We start from the raw sequence: 16,151 nt of genomic DNA on the forward strand, positions 1-16,151 counted from the left end.
GCCGGGCAGTTGCCCGGCTCGCTGTTCGTCTTTTATCGCCCGACTTCTCGGGCCTTTTGATGGGAGTGGCGAATGGTCACTACGCCCCTGTCGAACGACACTTCATCCTCGTCATCTGCCCTTCCCCCGTCGATGAGACCACAGGGAAAGGCACCCCGTTTTGCCGAGGATATCGTGTTGGAAGTCAAACGCCTGAGCAAGCGCTTCGATGACGCGCTGGCGGTGGATGACGTGAATTTGCAGGTCAAACGCGGCGAAATCTTCGCCCTGTTGGGGGGCTCGGGGTCTGGCAAGTCGACCCTGCTGCGCATGCTGGCGGGCTTCGAGACGCCGAGCGAAGGTCGCATCCTGTTGAGTGGCGAAAACATTACCGACATGCCGCCGCACAAGCGCCCGATCAACATGATGTTTCAATCCTATGCGCTATTTCCGCATATGACGGTGGCGCAGAACATCGCCTTCGGGTTGAAACAGGACAAGCTGCCCAAGGCGGAAATCGAGGCGCGAGTGGCCCAGATGCTGAAACTGGTGCATATGGAACGCTTTGCCAAGCGCAAGCCGCATCAGCTTTCTGGCGGCCAGCGCCAGCGAGTGGCCTTGGCGCGTTCGCTGGCCAAACGGCCGAAGCTCTTGCTGCTGGACGAGCCCATGGGCGCTCTCGACAAGAAGCTGCGCACGGAAATGCAGCTGGAAGTGGTCGAGATCATCGAACAGGTAGGCGTTACCTGCATCATGGTGACTCACGATCAGGAAGAGGCCATGACCATGGCGGATCGCGTGGCGATCATGGCCGATGGCTGGATCGAGCAGGTGGGCTCTCCGGTCGATATTTACGAAAGCCCCGCCAGTCGCATGGTGGCGGAATTCGTCGGTACCGTGAACCTGTTCGAAGGGGAGATCATCGAAGACGCGGCGGATCATTGCCGCATCGCCAGCCCTGCGCTTTCACGGCCGATCTATCTCGACCACGGGATCACCACCCAGGCGGTGGACCGTCGAGTATGGGCAGCCCTGCGGCCCGAGAAAATCTGGCTGACCCGTGAACAGCCTGTCGGTGAGTACAACTGGGAGGCCGGCAAGGTGGACGACATTGCCTATCTGGGGGGGTATTCGCTGTATTACGTGCGTACGGCCTCGGGCAAGTTGATCAAGGTGAGCATGGCCAACACGGAGCGGCGCGGTGATCGTCCCACCTGGGAGGATAGCGTGTACGTTTATTGGGAAGATCACAGCGCTATCGTGCTGAATCGCTGATGATTCGGTCTCTTGAAGGAGATTGCCTACCATGATGCCATCTGGCTTTACCGGCATGATCAAGCGTCTACAGCTGGGGCGGCGTGCGGTAATCGCATTCCCGCTGGTGTGGCTCACGCTGTTCTTTTTGCTGCCCTTTGCGTTGGTGCTCAAGATCAGCCTTGCCGAAGGGGCGATTGCCATTCCTCCCTACGGGCCGCTGGTCGAGTATGCCGATCAAACCCTGAGTATCTTTCTCAATGTCGGCAACTATCTGTTCTTGCTCTCTGACTCGCTGTATGTCGCGGCTTACTGGGGCTCCATCAAGACAGCATTTACCGCCACGCTGGTGTGCTTGCTGCTCGGTTATCCCATGGCCTATGCCATGGCCCGTGCCCCGGGGCGCTGGCAGTTGATTCTGCTGCTGCTGGTGATGCTGCCCTCCTGGACGTCGTTTCTGATCCGCGTGTATGCGTGGATGGGCATACTCAGCAACAATGGCCTGATCAACAATCTGCTGCTGAGCATCGGCCTCATCGACTCGCCGCTACGCATGATGAATACCCAGTTTGCGGTCGTCGTGGGCATCGTGTATGCCTACCTGCCGTTCATGGTGCTACCGCTGTATGCCCATCTGACGCGTCTGGATACATCGCTATTGGAAGCGGCCTCTGACCTGGGGTCGCGTAAAGTGAATACCTTCCTGAAAGTCACCTTGCCGCTTTCCATGGGAGGCATCGTAGCGGGTTCCATGCTGGTGTTCATTCCTGCGGTGGGTGAGTTCGTGATCCCCGAGCTGTTGGGAGGGCCTGACACCCTGATGATCGGCAAGGTGCTTTGGGAAGAGTTCTTCCTGAATCGTGATTGGCCGGTGGCTGCGGCGTTGGCGATGGTCATGCTGTTGCTGTTGTTGATCCCCATCGTATGGTTCCACCGCTACCAGTCACGGGAGCTCGAGCAATGATGACGTCCTCTCGGCGCCCCAGCTTTACCACGGTGATGCTGGTGCTTGGCCTGCTGTTTCTCTATCTGCCGATGTTCGTGCTGGTGTTCTACTCGTTCAACTCATCGCGCCTGGTGACGGTGTGGGCGGGCTTCTCGACCCACTGGTACGGCGAGCTGTTTCGGGATCGGCAGATTCTCTCGGCGGTATGGACCAGTCTCAAGATCGCCTTTTTCGCTGCCAGCATGGCGGTGTGCCTGGGCACGGTGGCGGCTTTCGTGATGACTCGCTACGGGCACTTTCGGGGCAAGACGGCGCTCTCCAGCATGGTGACGGCACCACTGGTCATGCCCGAAGTGATCACCGGGCTTTCCCTGCTGCTGCTGTTCGTGCAGATGGCGCAACTGATTGGCTGGCCCGCGGACCGAGGGATGGCGACGATATGGATTGCCCACACCACGTTCTGCAGTGCCTATGTGGCGGTGGTGGTGTCGGCGCGTCTCCGGGAACTGGATCGTTCCATCGAAGAGGCGGCCATGGACCTTGGCTCGCCGCCGGTCAAGACATTCTTCAGCGTGACGCTGCCGGTCATTGCGCCTGCCCTGGCGGCAGGCTGGCTGCTGGCGTTCACGCTGTCGCTGGATGACCTGGTGATCGCCAGCTTCGTATCGGGCCCGGGAGCCAATACGCTGCCCATGGTGGTGTTCTCCTCCGTGCGCATGGGCGTCTCGCCCAAGATCAATGCGTTGGCCACGCTGATCATTCTGACCGTCTCGTTGGCGACGCTGCTGGCGTGGTACTTCATGCGCCGCAGCGAGGCCAGGCGGGTGGCTCAGATGCAGCAGGATGACGTGGCCTGACCATGGCTCACAAGACGTCGTCGTCACGGCCGGTGATGACGGCGTCGAGTTCGCCTGTGAAAGGTGAGATCACCACCTGAAGCCGGATGGGGGCGCAGCATTGATGGCAATCTTCCCAGGTGTCGTGGCTGCCCTGTGACGTGTCGATCATGAAGGTCAGAGGCGTGTCACAATAGGGGCAGTAGAAGTCATGGGGGGCCAGCGCGTCGTCATGCATGGTGGTTGCCTGTCAGGCAGAAAAAGGATATCCAGTGTAACAGCCCTGTCCGGGACGGGCACAAGCGGGATGATTCAGGTAGGATAAGAGCGGGTTTACCCAATTAACCTAGTGAGAAAAAGCGATGATGAAACGTCACATGGCAGTAGCGGCCTTATTGGCCTTCCCGATGGTTGCTCTGGCGGAAACACCGAACGTGACGCCTGGCGAATGGGAGTTCGTCAGCGTAACCAGTATCAGCGGTGACATGCAGATTCCTGATCAGACGGAAACCGAGCGTCAGTGCATCACCCAGGAAGAGCTGGATGGCGCAGAGTTTGGCTTCATTGAAGAAGAAGAGGGCTGCGAGCTGCAGCACCAGGACATGAACGCCGATGGTCTTTCGTACAGTATGGTGTGCCGTGCTGAAGGCGGCGAAGCCAATATCGACGGTGAAATGCGCTTCATGGGAGAGCGTATCGAAGGTAGCGTGGACATCTTCACCCAGTCACCCATGGGCGAATTGACCATGAACACCGTGATCGAAGGCGAGCGCATCGGCGACTGCGAGTAATCGCGTACAGTGCGTTAGCGATCTTCAAGCGCAGTCTTCAACAGCACTCTTTAACAACCAGGGCGCCTTTTGGCGCCCTGGTTGTCTGTCTGCTCGGTAGAAGAGGTTGCTTAGCGCTCGGGCGTGGCCAGCGGTTCGTGGTCGGCCTCCGGCGCATTGGCAATTTCTTCTTCCAGCTGCCGTTTGACGGCGCCTGGCGAGCCTGAGTAGCGTGCCAGCAAGTCGTAGGCCACCGGCACCACGAACAGCGTAAACACCGTGGCTGCGCCGACCCCCGCCATGATCACCGTGCCAATCACCAGGCGAGACTCTGCGCCAGGGCCGCTGGAGATGACCAGCGGGATCGCCCCGGCCATGGTGGTCACCGCCGTCATCAAAATGGGCCGCAGGCGGGTCACCGACGCTTCGATCAGGGCCGAGCGAAAGGCCTGACCCTCATCGCGCAGCTGGTTGGCGAACTCGACGATCAGTATGCCATTCTTGGCCGCCAATCCTATCAGCAGCACCAGCCCCACCTGACTGTAGATATTCAATGACTGGCCGGTCAGCAGCAGGGCCAGCAGGGCACCGCTCATGGCCAGCGGCACCGTCAGCATGATCACGAAGGGGTGAATCAGGCTCTCGAACTGGGCGGCAAGCACCAGGAATACCACCACGGCGCCAAGCACCAGCAGAAAGGTCGTCGCCCCGCTGGCCTGCTGGAAGTCTCGAGACGGGCCTGCCAGATTGGTCTGCACTTCTTCTGGCAGAATGGTGTTCGCGGTGTCTTGCAGGTAGGCCAGCGCTTCACCCAAGGGGTAGCCGTCGGCCAGGTTGGCCTCGATGGTAATGGCGCGCACGCGGTCGAAGCGGTTGAGCGTGCTGGCACCAGCAAAGTCAGAGAGCGTCACCAGGCTGGCGAGCGGAATCAGTTCACCGGACCGCGCGGAGCGTACCTGGATATTGTCCAGCGCTCGCGGGCTATTCTGGCGGCCACGGTCGCCTTCCAGAATCACATCGTACTCTTCGCCGTCATCCACGTAACGGGTCACGTTGCGCCCACCGAGCAGCACCTCCAGCGTCCGGCCTATTTCCGTGACGGTGACCCCCAGCGCGGCGGCCCGTTCGTAGTTGATGTCGACCCGGAGCTGCGGCTGGGTTTCGTTGTAATTGCTCTCTACGGCGGTCAGGCGCGGGTTGTGCTCGCGAATATGGTTGACCAGCGTATCCCGCCAGCTGGCCAGCTCCTCGTAAGTGCCGCCCCCTAGCACGAACTGGACCGGTTTCTGGGTGCGTTGACCAAACCCCTGGCGCATGACCGGGAAGGCCTGGACTCCAGGCAGGGACCCCAGAGTTTGACGCACGTCTGCCATGATCTCCCAGGCGCTGCGGCGGCTGCCCCAGTCGGCCATGTTGACGATGATGAAGCCGCTGTTGAAGTTTTCGATATTGCCGAACCCCCGCGGTGCCCTTACTACCACGCGCTCCAGCTCACCGCTATCGACGAAGGGTGTCAGGCGTGCTTCGATCTCATCCATGTAATCCATCATGTAATCGAAGGTGGCGCCTTCGGGCCCGTTGACCAGCACGATGAAGTTGCCGCGGTCTTCTTGAGGGGTGTACTCGCTGGGCAGTGCCGAGGCCAGCCAGGCAGTGCCCGCCACCAGCAGGGCAAACAGGGCCACCACTACCCATTTGAAAGCCAGCACGACTTCCAGCGCACGCTGGTAACGTTTCCGAGCACCGTCCAGCAGCCACTGCACCCCTTGGCCAATGCGGCTATCGTGCATCCCCGGCTTAAGGATCTTGGAAGCCATCATGGGCGTCAGGGTCAGGGCCAGCAGCGTGGAGACGACCACCGCGGCGGCCATGGTCAGCGCAAATTCGGAAAACAGACGGCCGATGTCACCCTGCAGCATGCTCAGCGGCACGAACACGGCTACCAGCACGAGGGTCGTGGCAATGACTGCAAAAGCGATTTGACGAGTGCCGCGGAAGGCCGCCACCAGCGGTGTCTCACCGTAATCGTGCATGCGTCGGTTGATGTTTTCCAGCACCACGATGGCGTCGTCGACGATCAGGCCAATGGCCAGTACCAGCGCTAGCAGCGTCAGCAGGTTGATCGAGAAATTCATGGCAGCCAGCGCGGTGAAGGCGCCAATCACGGCGATGGGGACGGTCACGGCAGGCACGATGGTAGTTCGCAGGTTGCCCAGGAACAGGAAAATCACGATGACTACCAGGCCCATGGCGATGAACAGCGTCATGACCACCTGGTCGATGGCACCCGACACGAACACCGAGGCGTCGTAGTTGAGCGTCAATGACATGCCCTCGGGCAGGGTGCCTTGCAAGCGCTCCAGCTCCTGCTGCACCGCTTTGGAAAGCTCCACCACGTTGGCGGTGGACTGCATGATCATGCCTAGCCCCACCATGGGCACGCCGTTGGCACGAAACACCGAACGGTCTTCCACCGAGCCCACTTCCACTCGGGCCACATCGGCCAGACGAATCAGGTGCCCGTTGCTGCCCTGGGTAACCGCCAGCCGCTGAAAGTCATCGGCGGTGGCGAAGTTGCGCGGCAGCCTTACGATGAACTGGCGATCATCGGACTCGATGGAGCCGGCGGGCAGCTCGACGTTTTCGGCGCGCAGGGCATCCTCGATATCACCCACGGTGAGGCCTCGTGCTGCCAGCGCGTTGCGGTCCAGCCAGACACGCATGGCATAGTCGCGGCCACCGCCCACGCGCACCCTGGCTACCCCCGGCTGCACCGACAGGCTGTCTACCAGAAAACGGTTGGCGTAGTCGGTGAGCTCGGTGATCGAGTAGTCCGCCCCTGAGAGACTCAGCCAGATGACGATTTCATCGCTGCTGTCGGCCTTGGTGACTTCAGGATTGTCGGCATCATCGGGAAGGTTGCGCAAGGCACCCGATATGCGGTCGCGCACATCGTTGGCCGCCGCGTCGATATCCATGCTGATGGCAAACTCGATCTGGATGCGCGATCGTCCATCTTCGCTCTGGGAGGTAATCAGCTCGATACCTTCTACCCCGGCGATACGATCTTCCAGCACCTGGGTAATGCGGGTTTCGACCACGCTGGCCGAAGCACCGGGGTAACGTGTATCGATGCTGACGACCGGTGGGTCGACCGTGGGGTACTCCTGCAGCGGCAGGCGATTCAGCGCCAGCAGGCCGAAGGCCACGATCAGCGCGGCGATGACCATGGCCAGCACCGGACGCTGTACGGAGATGTCGGATAAGCGCATCAGCGGTCAGCCTCCAGCAGGGCACGGATGCTGGTCTCTTCATCGGTGATGCCCAGTAAACGTACCTGCTGGCCATCTCGTGCCAGCTGCAGACCGTGTACTGCCACCAGTTCGCCATCTGCCACGCCTTCGAGCACTTCCACTTCGCCACTGCGACGCTCACCCAAGGCGACCTCTCGGCGCTCCAGGCGATGCTCTCCTTCCTCCTCGTGAATGACCATCACGAAATGGCGATTGCCGCTCGGCTCGATAGCGGCTTCCGGCAGTACCAGCGTATTGCGCACGCGTTGTTGCACGACCACCTCCATCAACATGCCGGGGCGCAGGCGCAGCTCTGGGTTGGCCAGCTCGGCCCGCACACTGATACTGCGAGATACCGGGTCGATACGCGTGCCAATACTGGCGATTTCACCGCGGAAGACCTCATCCGGGTAGGCGGCGGTGGTCGCGCTCAGCGCCAGCCCTGCCGACAGGCGCCCCAGAAACACTTCCGGTACGGTAAAGTCCAGCTTCATGACATCCAGCTTGTCGAGGGTCACCAGCTCCATGCCCGGGGTCACCAGTGCGCCAGCGCTGACATTACGAAAGCCGACGCGACCACTGAACGGTGCCACTATCCGGTAGTTGGCCAGGCGTGCCTCTAACGCCTGGGCATCGGCCTCTGCCTGCCTCAGCCGCGCTTGGGTATCTTCCAGTTCGGCGCGGGGGGCCAAATTGCGCTCCTGAAGTTGAGACGTTCTGCCCACCGCGTTACGGCGCTCATCGGTGATCGCCCGTGCTGCCCTCAGCAGCGCCTGTTCCTCGGCATCTTCAAGGCGTATCAGCAGCTCGCCCTGTTCGACCTGGGCACCATCTTCGAAGGTGATTTCGGCAATGGTATCGGTCACGGTAGCTGACAGCGTGACGCTCTCGTCGGCGCGCAACGTACCCAGCGCCTCCAGAGGATCTGACCATTGGGTGGCCTGGGCTACATGACCGATCACTGGTGGTGGGGACTGTGCCAAGGCCAGAGGTGACATGGCGGCCAGCACGATGAAGAGAAAGAGGCGTTTATAAACGAGCATGAGCGTCTCAGCGTCAACAGGAGGTGTCCCGCATTATCCGGAAATCGGCTGCCGTAATAAGCGTTAACGGCAAGATATCGGTACATAGGGATGTTATCTATACATTATATGTACATGTATTTTGTGATTGTAAAGTGTTGTGCGGTTTGTCAGCTGCTAAGATAGTCAGCTTTTCATGTAGGGCTTCCAGGATGGTTTACGACGTGGTCGTCATTGGCGCAGGTGCTGCCGGGTTGATGTGTGCGGCTCAAGCAGGTTATGCAGGGCGACGGGTGCTGGTCGTCGACCACGCCAATAAAGCAGGCAAGAAAATCCTCATGTCAGGAGGCGGTCGTTGCAACTTTACCAACCTTGACACCTCTCCAAGCCATTTTTATTCGGAAAATCCTTATTTTTGCATTTCTGCGTTGAAACGTTACCGTCCAGAACATTTTGTATCTCTGGTAGAGCGCCATGGCGTGGAGTATGTGGAAAAAGCGCCGGGGCAACTCTTTTGTGCCGACTCCGCCAAGGAGATCGTGAGAGTCCTGCTGACCGAATGTGAATGGGCGGGCGTCGAACTGGCATTGAAGACGTCCATTTCCAAGGTGGAGCGCTTGGGCGAGGGAATGCAGTTGACTACTTCGATGGGCACCATCAGCTGTGGCGTGTTGGTAGTGGCCACGGGGGGGCTCTCCATTCCCACCATGGGGGCTTCGGGCTTCGGTTACGATCTCGCCCGTCAATTTGGACTTGAGGTGTTGCCTACTCGGCCTGGGCTGGTGCCCTTCACGCTCAGTGATGTCTGGAAAGCGCGTGCTGAAACGCTGTCAGGGCTCAGCGTGCCGGTATCGGTCAGCTGTGGTCAAGGGCGCTTCAATGAGCCCATGCTGTTTACCCACCGGGGGCTGTCGGGGCCGGCGATGCTCCAGATTTCGAGCGTCTGGCAGCCCGGTAGCGCCATTACGATTGATTTATTGCCGGGTGAGGAGGTGGCGGCTTCGCTGCGTCATGCGCGTGAGCAAACTCCCAAGCGCATGCTGTCTACCTGGCTGGGTGAGCGGTTTCCCAAACGTCTGGCACAGGCGATAGTGGAATGGTACCCCGAGCACGCCACCGCCATGCCATTGGCACAGTACAGCAACGAGGCGATCGACTGCTGGGCACAGTACCTCAATGAGTGGCAGGTGAAACCAGCGGGCACAGAGGGCTGGCGTACGGCAGAGGTGACCATGGGCGGGATCAGTACCGAGGCCATTTCGTCGAAGAATTTTGAAGTACGAGGCTTACCCCAGCTGCGTTTCATTGGCGAAGTGCTGGATGTCACGGGCCAGTTGGGTGGTTACAACTTCCAGTGGGCCTGGGCGAGTGGTGTCGCCTGTGGCCAGGCGTGTTGATCACCATTGAAAAAGCCGCCTGATGCAAGGCATCCGGCGGCTTTGAACAGGCAAACGCCTCGTCAGCTGGCGACTTTGGCCAGCAGTTTCAGCTTGCGAAGCAGCATATAGCCTGCCAACGCGCGTTTGCCGACGGCCATAGCGCCACCAGGATGGCGAACCAGCCGCAGGGCAGCGAGCCCGCCCACGACGTACAGCGGTAAGCGCAGGCTTCGCCAGTGCCGGTCGAGCGGCGCGGAAGTGCGTTGCAACGTATCACTGCTCACCAGTATATCGATACGCTGCTGTTCCAGCTCGGCCAGCAGCGCTGCCTTGCGCTGCTGGCGACTCAACGGCTTGTCTGTGGTCTTAACGTCGACGGTCGGTGAGTTCTTCATCATTGGCCTCCAGCAGGGCGCGATCGGCTGCCAGCTGTTTCAAGGTTTCCTTGAGCAGCGAGTGCCGCTTTGCCTGACGTATGGCAATCACTGCCAGCAGCAGACTGAGTGCCATCAGTACGCCAGCACTCACGCCAATGGCCGTCAGCCGATAGGTGTCCCAGAACAGAACAACTACCAGCGCCGTCAGTGTGGCAACGCCCAACAGCAGCAGCAGCAAACTGGCGCCAGCCAACAACAGTAGTACCAATAAACGAGCGCGCTCTTCCTCCAATTCCAACACCGCCAAACGCAGGCGGGTTTCACCGTTGGCTAACAGTGACCTCAACAAGCGTTTGGCGGCAGAAAAGACGCGTTGGGTTGGCCCCAATGCCATTAGCGACGACCGAGCAGCATACCTACCACCAGGCCAGCTGCGGCACCGATACCGATGCTGGTCCAGGGGTTCTCATGTACATAGCGGTCGCAGCAATCGGCTTGCTGAGCCAGTGACTCGCGGGTGTCTTCATAGATGCGCTCGCCGCGGGCTTCCAGGCGGGCACGAGTATCCTTCAAACGACGTTCGGCACGCTCACGCAGGTCGCGCATTTCACCGCTGGCATCTTTCGATGTGGCGTTCATCAGCTCTTCGACCGTCTCGCTGAGATGGCGCAGGTCTTCTTTCAGCTGGTCGGCACGTGCGGAGGCGTCTGTGTTACGTTTAGCCATGATGTCTTCCTTTGACGAATGAATGAGTGACAGCTTCAGCATAGCAGCCGTCACTCTATAGACAACCCCAAAGTTTAGTGGTTCCGCATCAACGGTTCAGGCCCGTGGCGCTGAACAGCGGGTTGAGGCTGAAGCCAAGACTCAGGCGATGCACGCGGTTGTCGTAATCGATCATGCTTTCGCCGTACCCGTAGTAATACTGTACGTGTGCTCGCACCCCATTGAAGGCGGGCCAGCTATAGTCGATTTGAGTACCCAGGTTGCCCGGGCTCGGGTTGCCGCGCAGTTGACCAGCGACTTCATGATTGTTGTCCAAGCGCCTGGCCAGACGAATGTCGCCATATCCCATGAAGCGCTCGATATCCGGGTTGTCGTCGTCACCGTCGGATTCCGGCACGCGCCAGTGGGGGGCCAGAGTCAGTGCCCAGTCGCCGCGCTGCAAGGTGCTTTCCAGGTATACGCGGTTCCAGCTCCGTGACAGCGGGTCCGAACGGCCATTGGATTGGTGGTTGAAGGCGATGCGGTTGCGCGTATTCACCCAGCCCAGAGCGCTCCAGGCGTTATCGAAATCGATGAACACCTCGGGCTCGTAGTTGGTTTCCCGGAAAGGGGAGGAGGCGTCAGTGTTATAGGCCTGCCACCAGCTTCGCTGGGTATAGGCGAAATAGACGTCGCCAATGTCGCCAAACACGTCTTCCGCCAGATTGAACTTGGCGCTGAACTGGAACTTCACTTCGTTGTTGTTAGGCCCGGACGCATCGGTCACTTCACGAAAGTTGTTGGCGTCCTGGTTAGTGTTATAGCTCACCGGAAACAGGTAATTGGTACGGTGGGTGGTGATGGAAAACGGGTTACGCGTCGACTGCTGCTCCAGCTGGCGGCGCTCGGTCAAATCCTCCAGGGCGACCTCTTCTGGCAGGGGCGCCGGTGGAATACCCTGAGCCGCCGCTTCGGGTGCGTCAATTTGCTGCAGCTGCTGGCGGAGCTGATAGAGCTCGGTATTCAAGGCGCGAATACGCGCTTCGATATCGCCGCGTGTCTCGGCCATGGCCGACTGGCTGCCCAGAGCAACCAGCAGGCTTGTCAGTATCAGGGGTCGGATAACCATCAATATGGCCCACGTTGGTAAATAGACAAATGTTAGCGTCGTTCTATACAGGCGGCCGAAGTAAGTCAACTGCCAATATTCTGGTGACCGGCCGGATTGCGCGGGCAGGCCTTACGATTGACAATGGCACCTTGCCCGATAATGCGGGCTGACCAGTCAATGAGGCTTCTAGACGTGGTGAAGAGTGCCATGAAAGCAGTGAACGGCGCGCTGGGCGTGTTGATGTGTGTCGCGCTGCTGGTTGTATCTCCGGTGGGGTGGGCCGAAAGCGGCGAGCGTGTGCCTTCGGAAAGTGCTCTGAACGAGCGGCTGGCTGCACTGGAGTCTCAGGAGGGGGAGCTGACCGCCGCGCAGCAGCGCGAGCAGGCTGCCCTGGAAGCGGCGCTGCAAGCCCATGAGCGGCTCAAGGCGCTGGAGGAGCGACAGCGCGCGCTGGAGCAGCGCGTCAGTCAAGCCCCGGAGCAACTGCTGCAGCTGGAGCGTGAGCTTCGCGAGGCCGAAGAGGAGAGCCTGCAGCTCTCCGTGGATAGCTTGAGCGATACGCCGCTGGACGCACTGGAAGCTCAGCAGGGCAGTGCAGTGATCGAACTCCAGCAGCTACAGAGCCAGTTGGCTGAAGTCAATTCGCAGCTGTTGGCTGCGCAAACCTTGCCTGAACGTGCCCAGCAAGCCATCTCCGAAGCCTTGCAGCGGGCCGAGACCTTGCGCCGCGAACATGATACCCGAGAAGCGCTGCTGGCCGACCGCCAGCTATCCGCTCGCGAGGATGCGCAGTTGATCCAGTGGCGTCTGGAGCGTGCGCTGGCCGAGCAGGAAGTGTCCCTGAATCAGCGTGAGCTCAGTGCCAACAGTCGGCTGCGGGAACTGGCTCAGCAGCGGCGCGAGCTGTTGGCGTTGCAGATCGACCATCAGGAGCAGCGGCTGAACCTGCTGCAAGGGGTCATCGATCGTCAGCGACGCCTGCAGTCCGAGCAGGCGATTGCCGATGCCGCCCGGGATGATCCATTGATTGCCGAGGGGCATCCGGTGGTGCTACGCGCCCAGCAGGTAAACCAGAACCTGAGCCTCGAGCTGCTGCGTGCCACCGACCGCGCCAATGCCATCGTGCGCGAAAACATCGAAGCCCAGCGCCAATTGGAGCTGGTGCGTCAGTTGCAGCGTAGTCTTGGTGAGCAGATGGAGGCCATTCGCGGTAGCCAGCTGCTATCCCGGATACTCAGGGAGCAGCGCCAGTCGCTACCGGTGATCGTGCCGCGCCGCGACCTGCAAGATGAAATTGCCGACTTGCGCCTCAAGCAATTCGATCTGATACGCCAGCGTGATCAGCTGCGCCAGGGAGAACGCCTGGCCACCCAGCGGCTACAGGAAGCGGGTGTCGAGGTGACGCCTGGGCTGGTGGACTCCCTGACGCGACTTTATCAATCTCGCCGTGAGCTGGTGGAGCAGCTCGAACAGTCCTATGGCAGCCTGTTGAGCGCCGCCATCGAGCTGCAGTTGAACCAGCAACAGCTCTTGACCACCACCCAAGAGCTGCGCGCCACCATTGACGAGCAGCTCTTCTGGGTAGCCAACAGTCGTCCACTGGACCTTAACTGGGTGCGCCAGTTACCCAATTACCTGCAGCAGGAGTGGCAGCAGGGAGAGTGGCGTGCCGTGCTGCCCAACCGCTGGCAGGGCCTTGGCTGGGACATGCTGGTCGGTGCTCCGCTACTGCTGCTGAGCCTGGCGCTGCTGGGGTTGCGCTCCCGTATCAAGGCCGCGCTGGCCCGGCTACACTCGCAAATAGGCCGTTTGAAGAGTGATACGCAGCTACACACGCCCAGAGCAGTGCTGATGAATGCGCTGCTGGCGCTGCCTGGCCCGCTGGCGCTGGCGGGGGCTGGCGTTGCCCTGCGCACGGCAGAAGGCGCCCTGGCACTGGGGCTGGCGCCAGCCTTGCTGCAACTGAGCCTGAGCTGGGGGGTGATTGCCTTGGGCCGCCGCCTGCTGGTGCCCGATGGCGTTGCCGAGCGTCACTTTACCTGGGCACCCGCTTACAATGCTCGATTACGCCAGCTGCTCGGAGGGTTAGGCGTGGCGCTGGTTCCCGTGGTGGGGATTGCGGCCATGTCTGGGCAGGTGGAGACCCCGCTGGCCATGCGCCCGGTGGCCATGGGGCTGTTCATGCTGGGGCTGCTAGCCATGGCGTGGTGGTTGATGCAGCTGATTCTGGCCCACGTGCCTGTCTTTGGAGTGCGGCTGTTTCGGTTGATCCTGGGGCTGGCCATGGCCAGCGTACCGTTGGTGATGCTGGGGCTGGTGGCCTGGGGCTACGAATATACGGCACTGCGGTTAGTAGCGCGTTTTGCCATGACCCTTTACCTGCTGGGGCTGTGGGTCGTGGTGGAAGCCACGGTGGTCCGCAGCCTGGCGGTGGCCGCTCGCCGCCTGGCGTATCGGCGCGCTTTGGCGCGAAGGCGTGCCCAGGTGCAAGAGGGGGCCGAAGGCGGTCTCGAAGTGGTCGAAGAGCCACCCCTGGACATGGAGAAGATCAACACTCAGTCGCTGCGGCTCTCCAAACTCATTCTGCTGATCGGGTTCAGTCTGCTGCTCTACCTGGTCTGGTCGGACCTGCTGGCAGTGCTGGGGTATCTGGATCAGGTGGCGCTTTGGGACGCCAATGAGGGCGATCTGGTGGACAGCGCGCTCTCGCTTTCCGACTTTTTCACCGCGCTATTGGTGGTCGCCATTACCTTCATCATGGCGCGTAACCTGCCGGGGTTGCTCGAAGTGATGGTGCTGTCGCGGCTGGCCTTGAAGCAGGGCAGCGCCTACGCCATCAGCTCACTGCTCTCTTACACCATCGTGGGTACCGGGGTCGTCATGTCGCTGGCCACCCTGGGGGTTTCCTGGGACAAGTTGCAGTGGCTGGTGGCGGCGTTGAGCGTGGGGCTGGGCTTTGGTTTGCAGGAGATCTTTGCCAACTTCATTTCTGGCCTGATCATCCTGTTCGAACGCCCCATTCGAATCGGCGACACCATCACGCTGGGTAACCTGCATGGCACGGTCAGCCGTATCCGCATCCGCGCCACCACGGTGACCGACTTCGATCGCAAGGAGATCATCATTCCCAACAAGACATTCGTCACCGACCAGCTGATCAACTGGTCGCTGTCGGACAATGTCACTCGGGTGGTGCTGACCTATGGCGTAGCGCATGGCTCTGATTTGCCATTGGTGCATCAGCTGCTGCGCCAGGCCGCCGATGAAAACCCGCGCGTGCTGGCGGACCCGGAGCCTCAGGTGTTCTACCTCAACTATGGCCCGCACAGCCTGAATTTCGAGCTGCGCATCTTCGTCAACGACCTACTGGACCGGCTGTTTGCAGCCGACGAAGTGAACTGCCGTGTGGATGAGCTATTCCGCGAAGCGGGCGTGCGGGTGGCCTTCGAGCAGGTGGACGTATGGCTGCACCGTGATCAAGGGGAGTCGGTGAAGGTACAGACCCGCAAGCCGCTGCCTCCTGAAAATCTGGATTAAGGGGCCTCGTGACTGGCCAGCATCAGGAACTCCCGATTGCCGTCCCCGCCGGTGATCGGGCTCTCTTGCCAATGGGTGATGTGCAAACCGCAGCTCTGGCAGGCTGCACGTATCTTGTGCTCCACCTCGCTGTAGCGGGCTGGGTCGCGTACCACGCCGCGCTTGTCCAGCGCGCTGGGCTTCAACTCGAACTGCGGTTTGACCAGAGAGATAAGCTTTCCCCTGGCCGGTAGCAGGGCGGCGATTTCCGGCGGGATCAGCGTTTGGGAGATAAACGACACGTCCATGATGGCCATCTCGATGGGAAATGCTTGCAGTACCTCCCGCAAGGCCGCCGAGGTGCTCATGTGGCGTGCGTTCAAGCCTTCCAGGCACACTACCCGCGGGTCCTGGCGCAGCGCTTCGGCCAACTGGTCATGGCCTACCTCGACACCTACCACGTGGCGGGCACCGTAGCGTAGGGCACAGTCGGTAAAACCACCGGTGGACTGACCCACATCCAGCACCCCCTTACCCTCCAGCCGCATACCCAGCGTAGCGAGTGCCCCCTCCAGTTTGAGCCCGGCCCGGGATGCGTAGCGCTCCTCGGGGTCCTCTTCGACGCGCAGTGATGTGTCGGCGGGCCACTTTTCGGAAGGCTTGGTGAGCGGGGTACCGTCGGTCAAAAAGACACGCCCGTTCTTGATGAGGCGCTGGGCGCGGGTGCGTGAGCTGGCCAGCGCCTGGCTGACCAGCAGTTGATCGAGTCGTATCATGGCAGCGTATCAGGAGCGTTGAAAGACCGCGCATTATGTCATGTTGTGCCTGGCTCTGCCTGCCAGTCGGTGGGAGGGATTGGCGTGGCTCCCCAGCTGCGATGTAGATAGCCCTTGACGTGCTCCCGCTCCTCCTCGCTGACGGTGGCCTGTTTGCCGCTCTCCAGAGGATCGTAGTGGTAGATGT

General features: G+C 60.7%; 14 protein-coding genes. 6 read left to right on the top strand and 8 right to left on the bottom strand.

The features are described from left to right. The first annotated feature begins 72 nt into the window (after positions 1-72). From B7L72_RS17410 to B7L72_RS17420, 3 genes are read left to right on the top strand one after another with little or no spacing between them, the layout of a single operon-like run. Entirely contained in the window at positions 73-1,254 is a 1,182-nt protein-coding gene (locus B7L72_RS17410) for an ABC transporter ATP-binding protein (protein ID WP_081195664.1), read from the top strand. A gap of 31 nt (positions 1,255-1,285) precedes the next feature. Continuing rightward, entirely contained in the window at positions 1,286-2,197 is a 912-nt protein-coding gene (locus B7L72_RS17415; RefSeq protein WP_081195665.1) for an ABC transporter permease subunit, read from the top strand. Further along, positions 2,194-3,036 (top strand): ABC transporter permease subunit, encoded by an 843-nt coding sequence (locus tag B7L72_RS17420; protein ID WP_016914418.1) that lies wholly within the window; start codon positions 2,194-2,196, stop codon positions 3,034-3,036. The genes B7L72_RS17415 and B7L72_RS17420 overlap by 4 nt, the downstream gene beginning before the upstream one ends. 7 nt (positions 3,037-3,043) lie before the next feature. Here the strand turns inward: B7L72_RS17420 and B7L72_RS17425 are convergent, their stop codons facing one another. Beyond that, positions 3,044-3,253 carry a CPXCG motif-containing cysteine-rich protein gene (locus tag B7L72_RS17425; RefSeq protein ID WP_081137584.1) on the bottom strand — a complete coding sequence of 70 codons (210 nt, stop codon included), beginning with the start codon at positions 3,251-3,253 and terminating at the stop codon, positions 3,044-3,046. A 124-nt stretch (positions 3,254-3,377) separates the two neighbouring features. Between B7L72_RS17425 and B7L72_RS17430 the strand changes: the two genes are divergently transcribed. Continuing rightward, positions 3,378-3,806, top strand: coding sequence for a DUF3617 domain-containing protein (locus tag B7L72_RS17430; RefSeq protein ID WP_016914416.1), 429 nt, complete (start codon positions 3,378-3,380; stop codon positions 3,804-3,806). A gap of 110 nt (positions 3,807-3,916) precedes the next feature. Here B7L72_RS17430 and B7L72_RS17435 read toward each other — a convergent pair whose 3' ends face one another. Together B7L72_RS17435 and B7L72_RS17440 are read right to left on the bottom strand one after the other, a co-directional pair. Beyond that, complete coding sequence (locus B7L72_RS17435) at positions 3,917-7,057, bottom strand: efflux RND transporter permease subunit (protein ID WP_081195666.1); 3,141 nt, start codon at positions 7,055-7,057, stop codon at positions 3,917-3,919. Next, positions 7,057-8,121: an efflux RND transporter periplasmic adaptor subunit gene (locus tag B7L72_RS17440; protein ID WP_081195667.1), complete on the bottom strand. Its 1,065-nt coding sequence runs from the start codon at positions 8,119-8,121 to the stop codon at positions 7,057-7,059. The genes B7L72_RS17435 and B7L72_RS17440 overlap by 1 nt, the downstream gene beginning before the upstream one ends. 191 nt (positions 8,122-8,312) lie before the next feature. Between B7L72_RS17440 and B7L72_RS17445 the strand changes: the two genes are divergently transcribed. Next, positions 8,313-9,497: an NAD(P)/FAD-dependent oxidoreductase gene (locus tag B7L72_RS17445; RefSeq protein WP_081195668.1), complete on the top strand. Its 1,185-nt coding sequence runs from the start codon at positions 8,313-8,315 to the stop codon at positions 9,495-9,497. A 62-nt stretch (positions 9,498-9,559) separates the two neighbouring features. Here the strand turns inward: B7L72_RS17445 and B7L72_RS17450 are convergent, their stop codons facing one another. The 4 genes from B7L72_RS17450 to B7L72_RS17465 form a co-directional block, all read right to left on the bottom strand. Further along, positions 9,560-9,874 (bottom strand): YqjK-like family protein, encoded by a 315-nt coding sequence (locus tag B7L72_RS17450; RefSeq protein WP_016914412.1) that lies wholly within the window; start codon positions 9,872-9,874, stop codon positions 9,560-9,562. Beyond that, positions 9,846-10,250: a phage holin family protein gene (locus B7L72_RS17455; RefSeq protein WP_016914411.1), complete on the bottom strand. Its 405-nt coding sequence runs from the start codon at positions 10,248-10,250 to the stop codon at positions 9,846-9,848. Before B7L72_RS17455 ends, B7L72_RS17450 begins: the two co-directional genes overlap by 29 nt. Further along, positions 10,250-10,582 carry a DUF883 family protein gene (locus B7L72_RS17460; RefSeq protein WP_016914410.1) on the bottom strand — a complete coding sequence of 111 codons (333 nt, stop codon included), beginning with the start codon at positions 10,580-10,582 and terminating at the stop codon, positions 10,250-10,252. Before B7L72_RS17460 ends, B7L72_RS17455 begins: the two co-directional genes overlap by 1 nt. 88 nt (positions 10,583-10,670) lie before the next feature. Continuing rightward, entirely contained in the window at positions 10,671-11,690 is a 1,020-nt protein-coding gene (locus B7L72_RS17465) for a phospholipase A (protein ID WP_081195669.1), read from the bottom strand. 189 nt (positions 11,691-11,879) lie between these two features. Between B7L72_RS17465 and mscK the strand changes: the two genes are divergently transcribed. Next, on the top strand, positions 11,880-15,209 hold the full coding sequence (gene mscK, locus B7L72_RS17470; RefSeq protein WP_446718576.1) for a mechanosensitive channel MscK: 3,330 nt from the start codon (positions 11,880-11,882) through the stop codon (positions 15,207-15,209). Here the strand turns inward: mscK and B7L72_RS17475 are convergent. After that, a complete protein-coding gene (locus B7L72_RS17475; RefSeq protein ID WP_081195671.1) occupies positions 15,206-15,964 on the bottom strand; it encodes a TlyA family RNA methyltransferase in 759 nt (252 codons plus the stop codon). The two genes, mscK and B7L72_RS17475, sit on opposite strands and share 4 nt — an antisense overlap. Positions 15,965-16,151 lie beyond the last annotated feature (187 nt).

The organism is Halomonas sp. BC1, assembly GCF_002078135.1.
GTDB classification, from domain to species: Bacteria; Pseudomonadota; Gammaproteobacteria; order Pseudomonadales; family Halomonadaceae; genus Vreelandella; species Vreelandella stevensii.